Here is a 16,658-nt window from a genome sequence, read left to right as displayed (position 1 = left end):
TTGTAAAAGAAAGAACAATAAAAAGGAATAAAAACAGAGAAAATCAGCAGTATTTTATGGGAGAGATAAATAAACTTTTGTGCCAACATAAAAAAATAGAATTAACCGTTTAGTTTTTCTAAAAAGACTTTGACGGTAGAAGTATACTTTTGTGAGTTAATGAGACAAGGATTCAAATTTTTATGTCGTTTGTGAAAAAATTTTTTCACCCGATTTCTCGGTACTATAACTACCTTTTGCCTGTAGCTGCATTTCTTCTTCCCCTAATTTGTCTATCCTTTCTTTCAACTTCTCAAAAAAAATATAGCTATTTTATTTTCTCAATTATTTCTTCTATAGGCTGGTTCTTTTCTATCGGACTTAGAGAAAAACAGTTGAAAACAGCGGCGGGTCAATTATTGCAAACTAAAATTCGTAAGATTGTTGAAAAAGACGAAGGCCTGAGAAAAATACGTGAAACTGTTGAAGAGCGTCAATATGAGAGTCAACAGTTAAGATCTCAAAATCAAAAACTTCTTAATCAATTACTCCATGTTCGTGGCGTATTTATGAAAACTAAATCCGATACGCAACGAATGGAAGGCACAGTCGCTCGTTTAAGAGAAGAAAATCAATGTTTACAGTTGCAGTTAGATGCACTATCTCAAGAGTGTCGTGAAAAAGAAGAAGAAAGCCAGCAATTGAATCGCGAACTTGCAGATGCCTTAGCTTACCAGCAAGTCCTTAATGAAGAGTACCAGGCAACTTTTACAGAACAGCATAACATGTTGGATATGCGACAGGTATATATTGGAAAGCTAGAGTCAAAAGTGCAAGATCTAATGTGTGAGATTCGCAACTTATTGCAACTTGAGTCGAATATTGTAGATAGCTTGCCTAGACAGGCTAAGGTCAATTCTCAAGAATTACCTAAACAACTTCTTTCAGAATTAAAAAAGATAGCTTTTAAAGTGGAAAATGCAGAGGCAGCTTCGTCTTTGACAGCCTCTCGTTATATAAGATCCGAATCTTCTATACATAACTATTCTTTGGAATGTCGTCAGCTATTTGATAATCTTAGGGAGGAGGGGCTGGGAATGCTTTTTGTATATGCTCCGCAATCTCAGAGGGCAGTTTTTGCAAATTCTTTGTTTAAGACTTGGACGGGATATGGTGTAGAAGATTTTTTAAATACGGATAGCGATATTATTATTTCTGGTTTACCTCAATGGGAGACAGATCTTCGTTTACTTGATCGACAAGAACGATCAGGGAAGGTAATAATCAAAACAAAAAACCACGGTCAAATTCCTTTTTACTACTGCTTAACTATTTTAAATAAAGGTCCTCTGCATAATCATGTTTTGGGAGTTCTTTATCCGGTTCGTATAGATGCTCTTCGTGGATAGACTCATCATCGACCGTGCTTATTAAAAATCCCTAGATTTCCTATCTTTCTTTGGCTAAACTATTACCCAAAGGCTAGGGCCCTATTATTTTGTTGCAACCCAATAATTAAATGCTCATGAATACACAAAATGGCCAGGCTACGGAAGCGGCTCATGAAGAAGAAGCTCAAAAAAAGCTAGAGGAACTTGTTTCTCTTGCTAAAGATCAGGGCTTTATTACTTACGAGGAGATCAACGAGATCCTTCCTATGTCTTTCGACACGCCTGAACAGATTGATCAGGTGTTGATTTTCCTTACAGGAATGGATATCCAGGTCCTGAACCAGGCAGACGTAGAAAGACAAAAAGAAAGAAAAAAAGAAGCCAAAGAGCTAGAAGGCTTGGCCAAGCGTACAGAGGGAACTCCTGACGATCCCGTACGTATGTATTTGAAAGAAATGGGAACCGTTCCTCTTTTAACTAGAGAGGAAGAAGTTGAAATTTCTAAGAGGATAGAAAAAGCACAAGTTCAAATCGAACGTATTATCTTACGTTTTCGTTATTCCTCAAAAGAAGCTATTTCCATAGCACAGTATCTAATCAATGGAAAAGAGCGTTTTGATAAAATTATTTCAGAAAAAGAAGTAGAAGATAAGGCGCATTTTCTTAAGTTGCTTCCTAAGTTAATTACTTTACTTAAGGAAGAGGATGTCTATCTAGAATCACTTCTCTTAGCATTGAAGCAGAGTAATTTATCAAAACAAGAAAGTGCGAAATTAAATGATAATTTAGAAAAATGTCGTATCCGTACACAAGCGTATTTACGTTGTTTCCACTGTCGTCACAATGTTACAGAGGATTTTGGCGAAGTTGTCTTTAAAGCATACGACTCCTTCTTGCAGTTAGAGCAGCAAATTAATGATTTAAAAGTTCGAGCAGAAAGAAACAAATTCGCAGCAGCAAAATTAGACGCTGCTAAACGTAGATTGTATAAACGAGAAGTCGCTGCAGGACGAACCCTGGAAGAGTTTAAAAAAGACGTGCGTATGTTGCAACGTTGGATGGACAAGAGCCAGGAAGCTAAAAAAGAGATGGTTGAATCCAATTTACGTTTAGTAATTTCCATAGCTAAAAAATATACAAACCGTGGTTTATCCTTCTTAGATTTGATTCAAGAGGGCAACATGGGGTTGATGAAGGCTGTAGAAAAATTTGAATACCGCAGAGGATATAAATTTTCTACTTACGCTACTTGGTGGATTCGTCAGGCAGTTACTCGTGCTATAGCGGATCAAGCGCGAACTATTCGTATTCCTGTGCACATGATTGAAACCATAAATAAAGTTCTTCGTGGCGCCAAAAAATTGATGATGGAAACGGGTAAAGAACCCACTCCAGAGGAATTAGCCGAAGAATTAGGATTAACTCCTGATCGGGTGCGGGAGATTTACAAAATTGCCCAGCATCCTATTTCTTTACAGGCGGAAGTTGGTGAAGGAGGCGAAAGCTCTTTTGGTGATTTCTTAGAAGATACCGGTGTAGAATCTCCAGCAGAAGCTACGGGCTATTCGATGCTTAAAGATAAGATGAAAGAGGTTTTGAAGACTCTTACAGATCGAGAGAGATTTGTATTGATTCATCGTTTTGGTCTTTTAGATGGGAAGCCTAAAACATTAGAAGAAGTAGGATCAGCGTTTAACGTGACCCGAGAACGTATTCGTCAGATTGAAGCTAAAGCTTTAAGGAAAATGCGTCACCCGATTCGTTCAAAACAACTACGCGCTTTCCTTGATCTTTTGGAAGAGGAAAAAACGGGCTCGGGTAAAGCAAAAAATATCAAGGGTAAGTAACCAAATACATTTTATAACCTTTAGGTGTTACCGCAGAATCATATCAATTAATTATTCCAGATTTTCGTGTGTGGGTGCGTCTTGGATGTTCTCCAGAAGAGCGGCATTTTAAGCAGCCCATCTTAGTCTCTACAGTTCTTTCTTTTTTTGAAGAGCCCTCTGTTTGTGTTTCAGACGATCTCAATGATGCATGTTGTTATGTTGAGATAACTTCTTTGATAGAGGAAGTTGCTTCTAGTAAGCCTTGTGCTTTAGTCGAATGCTTGGCTAAGTTTTTGATGGATGCTTTAGAATCAAAGTTAAAGAACAAGGCTTCTAAAATAGATTTAGAGGTGCGTAAAGAACGCCCTCCTGTTCCTAATTTGTTGAAACCCATTTGCTTTAAAATAAGTAGGAACATCTCCCTATGACGACAGCTCAATTTATTTGCTTATCTCTAGGATCTAATCTAGGGAATCGGTTTGAAAATTTTCGCAGAGCATTTTCTCTTTTAAAGGAGTTAGATATAGAGAATTTGCAAAGTTCTATAATTTTAGAAACAAAGGCTTTGTTGTTTCCTGGTTCTCCAGAAGAATGGGATTTACCCTTTTTTAATTCTGTTCTTATTGGGAAAACAACACTATCACCGAAACAGTTATTAGAAGGAATAAAACACATAGAGCGTAGGCTTGGTAGAGATTCTGATGCGTTACCTTGGTCTCCAAGAATTTTGGATATAGATATCCTTTTATATGGGGATGAAAATTACCAACAGAAAGATATCAGCATACCTCACGAGAGAATCTTAGAAAGACCTTTTTTACTTTCTCTTGTTGCTTCACTTTGTCCTACTAGAAAATTTCATCAACCAGCTTCTGAATACCATTTAAAAACGTTTGGAGAAATAGCTCATCTTCTTCCATGTCCTCAAGAGATGATTCTAAATAGTTTTTCTCCCAGTACTTTATTAATGGGAATAGTCAATGTCACTGATAACTCCATTTCCGATGGAGGATTGTATCTTGAAGCTTCTAAAGCGGTTGCTCATGCTGAAAAATTATTTGCTCATGGAGCCTCCGTTATAGATTTTGGAGGGCAGGCGACTAATCCTAAAGTGAAACAGCTCCTTGATGTAGAACAAGAGTGGGCACGTTTAGAACCTGTATTAAAGTTACTTGCTGAAAAATGGATAGGACGTAAGCAATATCCTGATGTCTCATTAGATACATTTTATCCAGAAATTATTAGAAGAGCTTTAGAGATCTATCCTATTCGATGGATTAACGACGTTTCAGGCGGTTCTAAGGAAATGGCAGAGATTGCTAGAGACGCGAATTTATTATTAGTTATTAACCACTCATGCTCTCTTCCTCCTCGTGCTGATAAGACACTAGCATTTACTTCGTGCGCTTCTGATCAGTTATTAAATTGGGGAGAAAAGCAGATAGAAGCTTTTGTTGAATTAGGCTTGCACCAGGATCAAATTATTTTTGATCCTGGCATTGGTTTTGGAACAACCCAAATACAAGCATTGAATGTGTTACATAAAATGAACAACTTTCGAAAGCTCGGTTGTGCTACGTTAGTGGGACATTCAAGAAAATCTTGCTTCGCTCTTTTAGGAAAATATGATGCCAAAGATCGTGATTGGGAAACTGTTAGCTTATCAGTATTGTTGCAGCAACAGGGGGTGAACTATCTGCGAGTTCATGATGTGGAAGCTAACCAAAGAGTGTTGTCCGCAGCAGCCTGGCCCGGAGTCTATGTATAAAATACTTGGTATAACCGCTTGTGATCCTAATGGAGTGATTGGGAAACAAGGAAAACTACCTTGGAATTATCCTGAGGACATAAATTTTTTTTCGAAAACCATAGAAAATATGCCCCTAATCATGGGTAGGAAAACTTTCGAAAGTCTTCCCGATAAATATACGAAAAATCGTAAGGCGATCATCTTTTCTAAGAATTTTCACGAAAATTCTGAGGGTAGGGTTTGGGTATCTTCATTAGAGGAATTTCGTAATTTAGAACTTCCTTCTCCGATTTTCCTTGTTGGTGGAGGAGATTTGTTTTCTTTATTTTTAGAAAATCACATGTTGCATGGGTGTTTTGTAACACACATTCATAAGTATTATGACGGAGATGCTTTTTTCCCTTTATCTCTACTAGAAGGTTGGAAAAAAACAATTTTAGATGAAAAAGAAGACTTAACATTTTGCTATTATGAAAGTTTCACCAATTGTCACGCGTAGAGTTCATGTTCATGATGATCTCTATGAAATTTTAGAAGAATCTCTTCCTTCTTTGTCTGAAAATTCTATAATTGCTTTATCTTCAAAGGTTTTGAGTCTTTGTGAGGGTGCGGTTGTTGATACTAAGACAACAACAAAAGAGGATTTGATCAAGCAGGAATCAGATGCTTATGTTTATTCTGCTTGTCATGATTTATATCTGACGAAGAAACGCGGGATTTTGATTCCATCTGCAGGAATTGATGAGTCTAACGCTCAAGATTATTACGTTTTGTATCCTCGAGATTTATTGGCGTCCACAAATGCTTTAGGAGCCTGGTTAAAGAGTTCTTATCATTTAGAGAATCTCGGAGTGATTATTGTAGATAGTCATACAACCCCTATGCGTCGGGGTGTTTTAGGGTTAGGATTATGTTGGTATGGGTTTTCTCCTTTATATAGTTATGTTGGGAAACCTGATTGTTTTGGCCGACCCTTACGTATGACGCAGATTAATCTTCTAGATGCTTTGGCGGTCTCTGCTGTACTTTGTATGGGAGAGGGTGATGAACATACGCCATTAGCGCTTATAGAAGATGCACCTAAAATCACTTTTCATTCTTCCCCTACGCTACAGTCGGATTTGTCATTACTAGATATTGATGAAACTGAAGATCTGTATGGACCCATCCTCCGTTCTGTAGCCTGGGAATCTACACATTTTTAATTTTTGGGAGGCGTTAATGAAACCTTGTTTAGATTTATTAGATAAAAACATCAAAGAAAAACATATGTTAGATCACACCTTTTATATGAAGTGGTCTAAGGGAGAGTTAACGAAAGAGCAGTTAAAGGCTTACGCTAAGGATTATTACCTCCACATCAAAGCTTTTCCGCGTTATCTCTCAGCAGTTCATAGCCGTTGTGATAATTTAGAAGCGCGTAAACTACTTCTTGATAACCTTATGGATGAAGAAACAGGTCATCCTAATCACATAGATCTATGGAAAAATTTTGCTTATGCTTTAGGTGTTACTGAGGAAGAATTAGAAAATCATGTTCCCAGTTCAGCAGCTCAAAAGAAAGTCGATACATTTTTACGTTGGTGTACCGGAGATTCATTATCTGCAGGTGTATCTGCTTTATACACCTATGAAAGTCAGATCCCTACAGTTGCAGAGACTAAAATTTCTGGATTAAAACAGTATTTTGGTTTTACAGCTCCTGAAGATTATGAGTACTTCACAGTACATCAAGATGTTGATGTAAGACATGCTCGTGAGGAAAGAGAATTAATAGAAACGTTACTAAATAGTGATTGTAATAAGGTTCTACAGGCTTCTAGAGAAGTATGTGATGCTTTATACGACTTTTTAGATACTTTCTTAGACGAGAAGGATACTTGCTCAGCAACTCCGCCTCCTGTTTCGGATTCTAAACCTTCGTCATGTGGCTGTAATTGCCGTCATTAATTTGAATAGTTCTCCTTCTCTTTGTAAGTAAGAGAAGGAGAGACCAAAGAAATAATTTTAAGCTACAGGTTGTGCTGTTTGCTCTTCTTTTTTCTCTTCTACAATTGCAGATTTTGTTGAAGAGGTTATGTCAAAGATACGTTTTTCTAACTCATCAAATAGTTTTTTATTTTTCTTGAGTTCCTCACGAACAGCTTCTCTTCCTTGGCCTAACTTGCGATCTTGATAGTTGAACCAGGAACCCTTTTTCTCGACGATATTATGCTCTACAGCAAGATCTAGAATACATCCTGCTGAAGAAATGCCTTCATTAAAGAGAATATCAAATTCTGCAGTTCTAAATGGGGGCGCTAATTTATTTTTAGCAACTTTTACTTTGATACGGTTTCCAAGATCAAAGCTTTCATTACCTTTAATGGCTCCGATACGACGGATATCCATACGTATTGATGAATAAAATTTTAAAGCACGTCCACCTGTTGTTGTTTCAGGATTACCGAAGCTAACGCCTATCTTTTCACGAATCTGGTTAATGAATATTGCACAGGTTTGACTACGTGCTAATGTTGCTGTAAGCTTACGTAGGGCCTGAGACATCATACGTGCTTGTAGGCCTACATGTACATCGCCGATATCTCCTTCAAGTTCGCTTTTAGGAACCAAGGCGGCTACAGAATCAATAACAATAACATCAACAGCTCCTGATCTTGCCAATAGCTCAGCAATACTTAAAGCATCTTCACCACAATCAGGTTGGGAGATCATAAGATCATTGATATTTGCACCTATAAGAGAAGCATAGCTGGGGTCTAAAGCATGTTCTGCATCGATATATGCAGCGACACCGCCCATCTTTTGAGCATTAGCAACGATATGGGTAGCTAATGTAGTTTTTCCTGAGGATTCAGGACCGAAAATCTCAACAATACGTCCTTTTGGAACACCCCCAATACCTAAAGCTAAATCTAAAGATAAGGCTCCTGTTTTTATAGTTGAAATTTCATGAGTGGCAGAGTGTTTCCCTAGACTCATGATAGATCCAGAGCCAAATTGTTTTTCGATATAGGCAATTGCTGCTTCTAGTGCTTTTTTACGATCAGGTACATTCATTTAATAGGTGCTCCTTTTTTCCACACTTTCTATGCAATAGTCCTTCATTTTTGGACTTTGAGAGAAGAATGGGTAAGCTTCTTCTCGAAATTAGCTAAGAGATGTCAGAGTGGTAATTTTTTATGATAGATGTATGCTTGGCTTTTCTTTTGATTTTTATGGATAACCCAATTTTTCACACCAGTCAAGATAGAAAGCAGTTGTAAATGTAACATTTTCTGTATCTGTAAAATTCGTCGTAATGAGGATAAAAGATTTTTCTTAAGTTCACCTTGACAGTGGACTGTCATCATACACACAGAATGTGTTATTGACAATTCACTGATTTATCAGAGAAAACACGAAGGTCTTTATAATTAAGGGATGAACATCTCTAAGAGATATTTCTGAACGTATTTCTTAAAATGGACTTTGTTATGCTAAAAATACTTGAGATAGGGGAATATCGTGATCTTCTCTAGGGAGAAGATGAGTTTTTTGTTCTTTAAATCCCAAACCTATAGTTATCGGGTGAGAATTTACTGCTAACCAACGATCATAACAACCACCGCCATAACCAAGACGATAGTTATTATTATCAAAAGCTAAAGCTGGAACGAGAACGTGGGTGATCTGTTGAGGTTGAATGGTCCCCAATTTAAACTTAGAAAGACGTAGAGGATGCGTTAGCTTTGATAAAACCTCTAATGAGGGCACGTGGACAGGAGTAAGTTCATGGTTTTGCATTTGTGGTAAGGCTAGAGAGAATTTGTTGATAAGAATGCGGTTTGCTAAATCTATGTTGATTTCTGATTGGAAAGGGACAAAGGAAAGTACAAAACTTCCTTCGGGAAATTTCTGAATAAAAGAAGCAACGGCTTGAGAGGCTTGTGATAAGCGTGGTTCCTGTATAGATTGCCTCAGGGAAGTAAAAAATTCACGTTGCTTCTTTTTTTCAGCAATTACAGAAGTATTCATAGCTAATTGATCAGAGGTTTACCGTCTTGATAAGGAATCTTTTTAGTAATAGTTCCTGAAGATGTGAAAAATACAGCTGTTCCGCAGCCTTTATCTATCTTAGAGTAAGGATGACGATCTCCAGGACGGAAGTATTCTCCTTTTATAAGCAGTTCATTGTCGTATTCTTCAGTAGCCATAATCTGGCCCTCAGGATAGTACAGGGTTAATAGGCCGGATTTTTTATTATTTATCAAGTCCTTACAACTTTCTAGTGATCCATTTGGATACCAGGTTTTTACAGGGCCTTGTAAAATACCGTGATTCCAGGTTAAAAGAAGTTTAAATTTTCCTGTGTCAGGATAGAAGAATAGCTCTTCACCATGTTTCACACCTTCAACTAGTGCGTATGTTTGAAGAATTTGATCTCCAAGACTGTCAAATACGGTAACTTTTCCACAGGCTTTACCGCGTATAAATACACGGGTTTCTACAATCGCATGTTTCCCGTAAATTGCCTGTACTCCATTACCATTAACGATTTCAGAGAATATTTGATGTGTTTGGGGATCTAAATAAGAACCCTTTAATAACAAACCATTATCATATTCCTCTTCAGAGAGTACAATATTAGAACGTTCTTGATAGCGGACGGATATACTATGCTTTTCTCCATCTTGATAAGTTTGCTTTTTCAGCAAGAAACCTTCCACCGTATAGGTAAGAAAATCACCATGAGCGCGGCCTTTATGATAAGAACACTCTTTCCATACTTGACCATTTGGATGATAGTAATATGAAGCTCCCTGCAGTAAACCTTTATCGTAATTAATAGCGGCTTCTAGCATCCCTTCATCGCTATGAGCTAGTGTTGTTCCGTGGAATAACCACCCAGACTCTGCAGAGGGATGAAGGTCAGCAATTCCCCCTATGACTTCTGCTTGGATTTTAATTTTTCCATTACTATGCCATTCTCGGTAGCGTCCGCAAGCGCGATTATTCACACACTCTAAATACTGTTTTAATTGACCATTTGGATGGTATGTTGTTAAACACGAAACATTTTCACCTCGTGTATTTTTATACATACGCATAACTTTTTGATAGGGCTGGGGAGATAGGAAATCTACCTTAGCATACTTTTTCAACTTCTCTTTGGAGCAGATCGTCTCCGACAAGCCATTTCTATCAATAATGTTAATCCCTGTTAATGTCAGCTTCTCATAGGTTCCAGCAGCATAGCTTGGAGTAAAAGCAAAACATAAAAGGAATAAGAATAAAAATTTTCTTATAACCATCGACTTATAGCCTCAGCATTTATAGACCATACCTGATTGTTTAACGGTGTGGTCAGTTTTGTCATTTCCCAATGGATGAAGAAAGCTAAAGGTGCGTTGGGATTAGTAGTATCGAATAGATAAAATAGTTCTTCAAGATTATCGCTATCAGCTTCTACAGGATTTTCCAGACGTAGGGATATGAGGTCATCGGAAATTTGTCCGATTGACCATATCGCTTGATTGTTTGATGAAAGAAACAGTTGTTTCCTCGACCATACCTCTTTACTCTGGGAAATCAGGGAGTTTTCTTTAAGAGACGCTAAACGGTCTTGTTCCTTACCTAATAGACGAATTTTCTTACTCGCATGAATAAATTCTTGGGGCTGGATATTTTTATGTTGTTGTTTAAGGCGTTCGTTCATTCTATCAATCAAATCAGATTGATCTTTCATAACCTTTAGGGCAAGAATGTGCGAGTTTAGAGCTTCCCAACGTTTTGTTGTCCGGACATGTTTGTAAACGATGCCTATAATTGGAAGACAGCTAACTAAACTTAACGCAATAAGAGCGCAAACTAATGACCACTTTTTCATAGGGCTTCCTGCGAAACTATAGTAAATTGTAATTCAAAAGAGTGTCCGCTTGACAATGTCTTGGTAACATTAGAGAGTTTGGGATATAGGGATATTTTGCGGAGGAACTCAGACACTTCTTCGGGATTTCCTTCACCCCTAACGGAAATAAGTGCTTTGTAGGGTAGGGCGGGGTTCTCTTGTGAAGGGAAAGATGCTAAGGAATAACAAAAATACGAAAGTTTTACGGAGGGAGTATTCTGCGCTAAAGAGGAAAGAAATAGCATAGTTTCTTTATTTGTTGGGATTGTAGGCAGGTAGGGATACTCAAAGTGCGTATTCGATGATACAGCAACGTGCAGTGCTTCTTCTACACCACGGAGGGATCTAGGAATTTTTTTTGTTTCAGGACATACTAAAGCGAAATGTTCTCGCACTCGGTGAGAAATAGAGGCAAGTCTTAAAGTAGAGCCTAGACCCACAAATATTGTGGATAACAGTGCGAGTTTTCCTATTATAAATGCTGAACGTTTTAACCAATGTTTCTGGGATTCTGCACAGTTAAAAACTGGATTATAGGGGAATGTTAGTGTTCCTCGGGAAGCTCCATGATACGCCGTAGTAATTGCATCGCCATAATTTGCCCATTCCTCTTCTTCTAAACCAAAAGTCATTGTTTGGCAGGAAATCAGGGGTAAAGACAATTTTTGTTCTAAGTATTTTTTTAATTCTTCAGGAAGTTGTACAGTGTGTATAGCGGTCAACTCTATAGTAGGATAGGTTTCTTTTACGTAATCTAGCGTAGTGAGAATGTCGTCGCTATTTTTCTTCGTGGGATTGCAAAAAGAACGAGAGACAAGAACCGATCCATTTTGCACAAAAAGACATGTAGTCTCAGAAGAACCCGTATAAACCAAAAAATATGCGGGGAGGGCTTTTAAAGGTGTCTGTTGAGCTAAGGAAAATATATCTGCAGGTTGGCAAGATATGGCATCCGGAAATATACGAGCTTTGTGTAAAAGAGCTATTTCATGTTCAGCCGTAGCTTTCTGTGTTACCCATAAAGTTACTAAAGTTTCGCCATTCTCATTTCTTTTGCCTAACCTGGGGGCAACTATTAAAGAATTCCAGGGGAATGCTGCGTTAGTTTCTAAATCGGTTAAAGCTATTTTTAAAATATTTTTTTTATTTTTTAATGAAGAAACAGAGCTTCTAATTAGACTATCAGTTCCTTTTAAAGAAAAAGTTATAGAAGATGTTAAGTATTTTTTTGGAAGTTGCCATTCTTGATCTTGAAAGATATGCTCGCAGTGGGAAACTATCCATCCTTTACATGTTTTCTGCAAAATTGCTATTTTAATAGTATTATTTGCATCTTGGGTTACCCCGATGTGGTATATGGGCAGTTTAAAATCCATAGTACGGTGTTCTTAAAAAATAAAGGTAACCATTTTAAAGAATAAATGGCTGTTTTTCAAGAAAAACACATATTAATTGTTTATAAAGGGAAAAGAAATGGTATCTTATTTTTTGAAAGCAGCTATTAATGTTTATAGTTTTTTAATCTTGGTGTATATTCTTGCCTCTTGGGTTCCTGAATGTCACAATACAAGATGGTACCAATACGTATATAAGTTCGTAGACCCCTATTTAGCTCTCTTTAGAAAATTTATTCCTCGTATTGGCTTCATTGATATTAGTCCGTTGATCGCTCTACTTTGCCTAGAGGCTGTTCCTTTTATTGTGATACGAACCCTGAGGTTTGTTATTCTTAATATTTTCCAGTCTCCATGGCTTCTTCAATATATATAAGAAATATTTTACTAAGATCCCCTATTGTTTACGCTCCTTTAGCAGGTTTTTCCGATTATCCTTATCGTAGAATGTCTTCGTTTTACGGTCCGCCTGCCTTAATGTTTTGTGAGATGGTGAAGATAGAAGGGCTACACTACTCTCCTTCACGTACATTGAAACTTTTAGAATATTCTGAATCGATGCGTCCTATAGGCGGACAGCTTTGTGGCAGTAAACCTGAAATGGCAGGGGAAGCTGCTAAGGTATTAGAGGGGTTAGGTTTTGATTTAATAGATTTAAACTGTGGTTGTCCTACAGATAGAATTACAAAAGATGGTAGTGGATCGGGGATGCTGAAATCTCCTGAGCTTATTGGAAGAGTTCTAGAGAAGATTATAAAGGCCGTATCTATTCCTGTTACCGTAAAGATACGTTCTGGATGGGATGGAAATAATATTAATATTGAAGAAACGGTGAGAGTTATCAAAGATGCTGGGGCTAGCGCTGTTTTTGTGCACGGAAGAACACGTGCCCAAGGCTACATTGGCCCAAGTAATCTTGAGTATATATCACGAGCAAAGGCTGCTGCGGGCAAGGATTTTCCTGTATTTGGAAATGGCGACGTGTTTTCTCCAGAAGCCGCTAAAGTAATGTTAGATACTACGGGATGTGACGGCGTGCTTGTTGCACGAGGTACGATGGGAGCTCCTTGGATAGTAAGACAAATACAAGATTATCTTACGACAGGAACATATGAAAAAATGCCTTTTTCGGTGAGAAAACAGGCATTTATTCAACATTTACAGTGGGTAGATGAATATTATCAAAGTGAAGCGAAGTTTCTCTGTGAGACACGAAAGCTTTGTGGACATTATTTAATATCCGCTTCTAAAGTGCGATTTCTACGTTCAGCTTTATCTAAAGCTACATCTGTGCAAGAGGTGTATCAGCTTATTGATAGTTATGAAGAAGCTGACGACGAGTATCGGGATCAACCAGCTTTAAATAAATGCTGATTTAGCAATTTTGGAAGTTGGAACATATCTACAGGTTCAGGGCCGATAATTGCTCGGAATTTATCATCGGGGATTAACATCTTTTTATTTTCAGGAGATTGTAGATTGCGATCCTTGATGTATTTCCAAACTTTCTTTGTGGCTTCTCCACGCGCCACAGGCTCATTGCCTATCATTAAAGCAAGCTCAGGAGAAGGTGTAAGTAAAGAACCTACCCTAGAGGTTTTCTTTTCGCTCTTTTTCTTTGTTGTTGTTTTTGTAGTTTTACTACTTGTTTTTGCTGTGGCTTTTTTCTTGCCCGTTGTTTTCTTTTCGTAAGGAGTTTTTGGTGTTCCTGTATATTTTGTAACAACAGCATCTATAGTATTGCCAATCACACTACAGTCGGGATATTCTGAGCAAGAATAGAATGTTTTATTATAACGTGAACGTTTCTTTAGAATTTTTCCAGAGCATCCTGTAGCAGGGCAAGGAATGGATTCTTCTTTTTCTACTTCCTCTCCCTTCTTATGAATAGAGATCGTTCCACGACACTTGGGATAATTTAAGCATCCTAAAAATGTGCCAAAACGCCCATGACGGACTTTCATTTTGCCTTCACAAACAGGACAAGGACTATCCCAAGGTGTATCAACAGCATAATCGTCTTTATTAAAGGCAAGTTCTTCTTCAGAAGTTTTGAAGTCACATTCAGGGTATTCTGAACAACCATAGAAGTAGCGATTTTTTGCCCAGATTTTAACAAGTTTTCCTTTATGGCATGCCGAACATTCTATGTCTGTTATAACACGCGGGATAACCGCTTCTTTTTCTGCTGTGGTGACTACAGGAAGAAATTGGTCCCAAAACTCTCTAAGAAGTAGTTTCCAGGACTTTTTATTATCAGCGATAAGTTCTAGCTCGTCTTCCATAAGAGCTGTAAAACCTATATCCATAATTCTAGGAAAATTTGTTTCTAGGAATTGTGAAATAATTTTCCCTAATTCTGTAGGGCGCAGACGTTGGTTTTCTTTAATTGTATACTCACGACTTTGAATTTTATTCATAATCGTTGCATATGTAGATGGACGGCCTATTCCGGACTTTTCCAATTCTTTTACTAAAGAAGCTTCTGTGAATCTCGGAAGAGGTTTTGTAAATGCCTGTTCTGCAGAAACTTTTTCTTTGTCTAAAATATCTTGAGCATGCAGTTGGGGAAGAGAGAGATTTTCTTCTTCAGCTATATCATCATCTATTTTTTCTTCATATACAGCTAGAAAACCTTTAAATTTCAGCAACGATCCAGAAGCACGTAAATCTATTTTCACATTCGTGGAGATGGTCATCGCTAACGTATCATAAATCGCAGGATTCATTTGTGAGGCAACGAAACGTTTCCAAATGAGAGAATAGAGCTTATGTTGATCATCGGTCAATCTTCCTTGAAGCTTATCTGGAGATAACTGAATGTCTGTAGGACGAATAGCTTCGTGAGCATCTTGAGTCATTTTCTTTGTGGCATAGAAATTGGGAGACTTGGGAAGATACTCTTGACCAAATGTATCCTGTATATAGTCTCTAGCATTATTTAACGCTTCAGGATCTATACGTACGGAATCTGTACGCATGTATGTAATTAATCCTGTCGCATCTTCATTATCTAATTCAATGCCTTCATATAATGTTTGCGCTACAGACATTGTTTTGGAAGAAGAGAATCTAAAATGACGACTCGCTTCTTGTTGCAAAGTTGATGTAATAAACGGAGGCGCTGCGTTGCGACGTTTCTCCTTAGCTTCTACGCGAGTAACTCTATAGGAAGCATCTTCTAAAAGCTCTACATAATGTTGAGCTTTAGCTTCAGAATTGATTAATAAAATTTCATCTTCGGTTTTTCCTTTAGGAAGTTCCTTTTCCCATTTTTTCCCATCCGCAGAATAGAGATGAGCCCAAAAAGTTTTTGAGGTCTTGGGGTCTTGAAGGAAAACACGAATATTCCAATATTCTGTAGGAACAAAAGCTTCTATAGCTTTTTCACGATCTACAACAAGCTTTAATGCAACAGATTGCACACGTCCTGCAGATATGCCTGATCGCTGCTGAAGCTTACGGCTTAAAATAGGAGAGATCTTATAACCTACGATGCGATCCAATAGACGACGAGCCTGTTGCGCATTCACTAAAGCCATATCAATCTCTCGAGGATGCTTTAAAGCTTCGTTAACAGCGCCTTTAGTAATCGCATTGAAGGAAATTCGTTGCATATGCGTATTTTTGGGAAGCTGGTTGGCGATATGCCAGGCTATAGCTTCTCCTTCTCTATCAGGGTCGGGAGATAGATAAACAACTTCACAGCTAGAGGCTAATTTACGAATTTGACTGATAACTTCTTGTTTGTCAGGAAGAATTTGATAATCAGGTTCGAAATCCTGTTCGATATCGATACCGAATTCCTTGGCGGGAAGATCAACAACATGTCCTAGTGATGAAGCAAAGATAAAACCTTTCCCTAAGAGCTTTTGCAAGGTTTTAATTTTAGCAGGAGATTCCACTACGATTAAGGATTTTTTCATTAATATTAAATGGCGAACTCCGCATTTTATTCGGAGTAAAAACGCCTCTCCTTTTTTATTGTTTATGTTCCCTATCTAAAAAAAACCCTCATGCAACCATCTATTATTTATTGCAAGCTTTCACTACGCAGACGTATTTCAGCTCATTGTAATAACGGATAAGCTAGAATTTTTGACAATAATCTTCTTAATATAGAGAGAAAATCTCCAAAATAAAGAAGGGTTAAAAATAGGTAATTTTATTTTTCTCTTAGAGGAAAATACCGTTTATTATTGACAATCTATTATCTCAATAATTTCTACGATTTGTAGAGCTGATCCCATATGAAACATATTAAAAAGAACAAAACTCTAATTCTTCAACAGAGATTTGACCAGAGGCCCTGGCACGTCCTAATGGTTATTCAGTATGAGGTAGATTCTTTTCAAGGGAATAATGTAATACTTATGGAATGTAGCTCTACAAGAAAACTTTAATAAGAATATTTCTTGTTTTTGA

The 16,658-nt window shown here is 37.6% G+C and carries 15 protein-coding genes; 9 read left to right on the top strand and 6 right to left on the bottom strand.

Annotated features, from left to right (window positions below; all coding sequences use genetic code 11):
* The first annotated feature begins 182 nt into the window (after positions 1 to 182).
* The 7 genes from H9Q19_RS02335 to H9Q19_RS02305 all read left to right on the top strand — a co-directional run bounded on the left by H9Q19_RS02335 (position 183) and on the right by H9Q19_RS02305 (position 6,899).
* Positions 183 to 1,388 carry a hypothetical protein gene (locus tag H9Q19_RS02335; protein WP_213241888.1) on the top strand — a complete coding sequence of 402 codons (1,206 nt, stop codon included), beginning with the start codon at positions 183 to 185 and terminating at the stop codon, positions 1,386 to 1,388.
* A gap of 110 nt (positions 1,389 to 1,498) precedes the next feature.
* A complete protein-coding gene (locus tag H9Q19_RS02330; protein WP_213241886.1) occupies positions 1,499 to 3,217 on the top strand; it encodes an RNA polymerase sigma factor in 1,719 nt (572 codons plus the stop codon).
* Between the two features lie 50 nt (positions 3,218 to 3,267).
* Positions 3,268 to 3,627: a dihydroneopterin aldolase gene (gene folB, locus H9Q19_RS02325; RefSeq protein ID WP_256437706.1), complete on the top strand. Its 360-nt coding sequence runs from the start codon at positions 3,268 to 3,270 to the stop codon at positions 3,625 to 3,627.
* Positions 3,624 to 4,967 carry a dihydropteroate synthase gene (gene folP / locus H9Q19_RS02320; RefSeq protein ID WP_213241884.1) on the top strand — a complete coding sequence of 448 codons (1,344 nt, stop codon included), beginning with the start codon at positions 3,624 to 3,626 and terminating at the stop codon, positions 4,965 to 4,967. Before folB ends, folP begins: the two co-directional genes overlap by 4 nt.
* Positions 4,960 to 5,448 (top strand): dihydrofolate reductase, encoded by a 489-nt coding sequence (locus tag H9Q19_RS02315; RefSeq protein WP_213241882.1) that lies wholly within the window; start codon positions 4,960 to 4,962, stop codon positions 5,446 to 5,448. The genes folP and H9Q19_RS02315 overlap by 8 nt, the downstream gene beginning before the upstream one ends.
* Positions 5,420 to 6,154, top strand: coding sequence for a putative folate metabolism gamma-glutamate ligase (locus tag H9Q19_RS02310; RefSeq protein WP_213241880.1), 735 nt, complete (start codon positions 5,420 to 5,422; stop codon positions 6,152 to 6,154). Before H9Q19_RS02315 ends, H9Q19_RS02310 begins: the two co-directional genes overlap by 29 nt.
* A 16-nt stretch (positions 6,155 to 6,170) precedes the next feature.
* Positions 6,171 to 6,899: a CADD family putative folate metabolism protein gene (locus H9Q19_RS02305; RefSeq protein ID WP_213241878.1), complete on the top strand. Its 729-nt coding sequence runs from the start codon at positions 6,171 to 6,173 to the stop codon at positions 6,897 to 6,899.
* A gap of 57 nt (positions 6,900 to 6,956) precedes the next feature.
* On the opposite strand, the gene recA is transcribed toward H9Q19_RS02305, so the two are convergent.
* The 5 genes from recA to H9Q19_RS02280 all read right to left on the bottom strand — a co-directional run bounded on the left by recA (position 6,957) and on the right by H9Q19_RS02280 (position 12,215).
* Entirely contained in the window at positions 6,957 to 8,009 is a 1,053-nt protein-coding gene (gene recA / locus H9Q19_RS02300) for a recombinase RecA (RefSeq protein ID WP_213241876.1), read from the bottom strand.
* Positions 8,010 to 8,423: 414 nt separating this feature from the next.
* Positions 8,424 to 8,966 carry a 5-formyltetrahydrofolate cyclo-ligase gene (locus H9Q19_RS02295; RefSeq protein ID WP_213241874.1) on the bottom strand — a complete coding sequence of 181 codons (543 nt, stop codon included), beginning with the start codon at positions 8,964 to 8,966 and terminating at the stop codon, positions 8,424 to 8,426.
* A gap of 2 nt (positions 8,967 to 8,968) precedes the next feature.
* Complete coding sequence (locus H9Q19_RS02290) at positions 8,969 to 10,243, bottom strand: toxin-antitoxin system YwqK family antitoxin (protein WP_213241871.1); 1,275 nt, start codon at positions 10,241 to 10,243, stop codon at positions 8,969 to 8,971.
* The gene (locus H9Q19_RS02285; protein ID WP_213241869.1) at positions 10,234 to 10,818 is read right to left on the bottom strand and encodes a hypothetical protein; all 585 of its coding nucleotides are present in this window, start codon (positions 10,816 to 10,818) and stop codon (positions 10,234 to 10,236) included. Before H9Q19_RS02285 ends, H9Q19_RS02290 begins: the two co-directional genes overlap by 10 nt.
* Positions 10,815 to 12,215: a hypothetical protein gene (locus tag H9Q19_RS02280; protein WP_213241867.1), complete on the bottom strand. Its 1,401-nt coding sequence runs from the start codon at positions 12,213 to 12,215 to the stop codon at positions 10,815 to 10,817. The genes H9Q19_RS02285 and H9Q19_RS02280 overlap by 4 nt, the downstream gene beginning before the upstream one ends.
* Positions 12,216 to 12,312: 97 nt before the next feature.
* Here H9Q19_RS02280 and H9Q19_RS02275 point away from each other — a divergent pair, with 97 nt between their 5' ends.
* Both H9Q19_RS02275 and dusB read left to right on the top strand, forming a co-directional pair.
* On the top strand, positions 12,313 to 12,609 hold the full coding sequence (locus tag H9Q19_RS02275) for a YggT family protein (protein WP_213241866.1): 297 nt from the start codon (positions 12,313 to 12,315) through the stop codon (positions 12,607 to 12,609).
* Positions 12,588 to 13,607, top strand: coding sequence for a tRNA dihydrouridine synthase DusB (gene dusB / locus H9Q19_RS02270; protein WP_213241864.1), 1,020 nt, complete (start codon positions 12,588 to 12,590; stop codon positions 13,605 to 13,607). The genes H9Q19_RS02275 and dusB overlap by 22 nt, the downstream gene beginning before the upstream one ends.
* Here the strand turns inward: dusB and topA are convergent.
* Complete coding sequence (gene topA / locus H9Q19_RS02265) at positions 13,583 to 16,159, bottom strand: type I DNA topoisomerase (RefSeq protein ID WP_213241861.1); 2,577 nt, start codon at positions 16,157 to 16,159, stop codon at positions 13,583 to 13,585. The genes dusB and topA overlap by 25 nt on opposite strands.
* Between the last annotated feature and the right edge of the window lie 499 nt (positions 16,160 to 16,658).

Origin of the sequence: Chlamydia crocodili (assembly GCF_018343815.1) — a bacterium.
Taxonomy (GTDB): Bacteria; Chlamydiota; Chlamydiia; order Chlamydiales; family Chlamydiaceae; genus Chlamydia; species Chlamydia crocodili.
Note: the sequence above shows the minus strand (reverse complement) of the source record. Positions and strands in the feature narration are given on the sequence as shown.

Bases quoted from the DNA above. Each gene is read 5' to 3' on its own strand.
- H9Q19_RS02335 (WP_213241888.1), top strand. From the start codon at position 183: ATGTCGTTTGTGAAAAAATTTTTTCACCCGATTTCTCGGTACTATAAC.
- H9Q19_RS02330 (WP_213241886.1), top strand. From the start codon at position 1,499: ATGCTCATGAATACACAAAATGGCCAGGCTACGGAAGCGGCTCATGAA.
- folP (WP_213241884.1), top strand. From the start codon at position 3,624: ATGACGACAGCTCAATTTATTTGCTTATCTCTAGGATCTAATCTAGGG.
- H9Q19_RS02315 (WP_213241882.1), top strand. From the start codon at position 4,960: ATGTATAAAATACTTGGTATAACCGCTTGTGATCCTAATGGAGTGATT.
- H9Q19_RS02310 (WP_213241880.1), top strand. From the start codon at position 5,420: ATGAAAGTTTCACCAATTGTCACGCGTAGAGTTCATGTTCATGATGAT.
- H9Q19_RS02305 (WP_213241878.1), top strand. From the start codon at position 6,171: ATGAAACCTTGTTTAGATTTATTAGATAAAAACATCAAAGAAAAACAT.
- recA (WP_213241876.1), bottom strand. From the start codon at position 8,009: ATGAATGTACCTGATCGTAAAAAAGCACTAGAAGCAGCAATTGCCTAT.
- H9Q19_RS02295 (WP_213241874.1), bottom strand. From the start codon at position 8,966: ATGAATACTTCTGTAATTGCTGAAAAAAAGAAGCAACGTGAATTTTTT.
- H9Q19_RS02290 (WP_213241871.1), bottom strand. From the start codon at position 10,243: ATGGTTATAAGAAAATTTTTATTCTTATTCCTTTTATGTTTTGCTTTT.
- H9Q19_RS02285 (WP_213241869.1), bottom strand. From the start codon at position 10,818: ATGAAAAAGTGGTCATTAGTTTGCGCTCTTATTGCGTTAAGTTTAGTT.
- H9Q19_RS02280 (WP_213241867.1), bottom strand. From the start codon at position 12,215: ATGGATTTTAAACTGCCCATATACCACATCGGGGTAACCCAAGATGCA.
- H9Q19_RS02275 (WP_213241866.1), top strand. From the start codon at position 12,313: ATGGTATCTTATTTTTTGAAAGCAGCTATTAATGTTTATAGTTTTTTA.
- dusB (WP_213241864.1), top strand. From the start codon at position 12,588: ATGGCTTCTTCAATATATATAAGAAATATTTTACTAAGATCCCCTATT.
- topA (WP_213241861.1), bottom strand. From the start codon at position 16,159: ATGAAAAAATCCTTAATCGTAGTGGAATCTCCTGCTAAAATTAAAACC.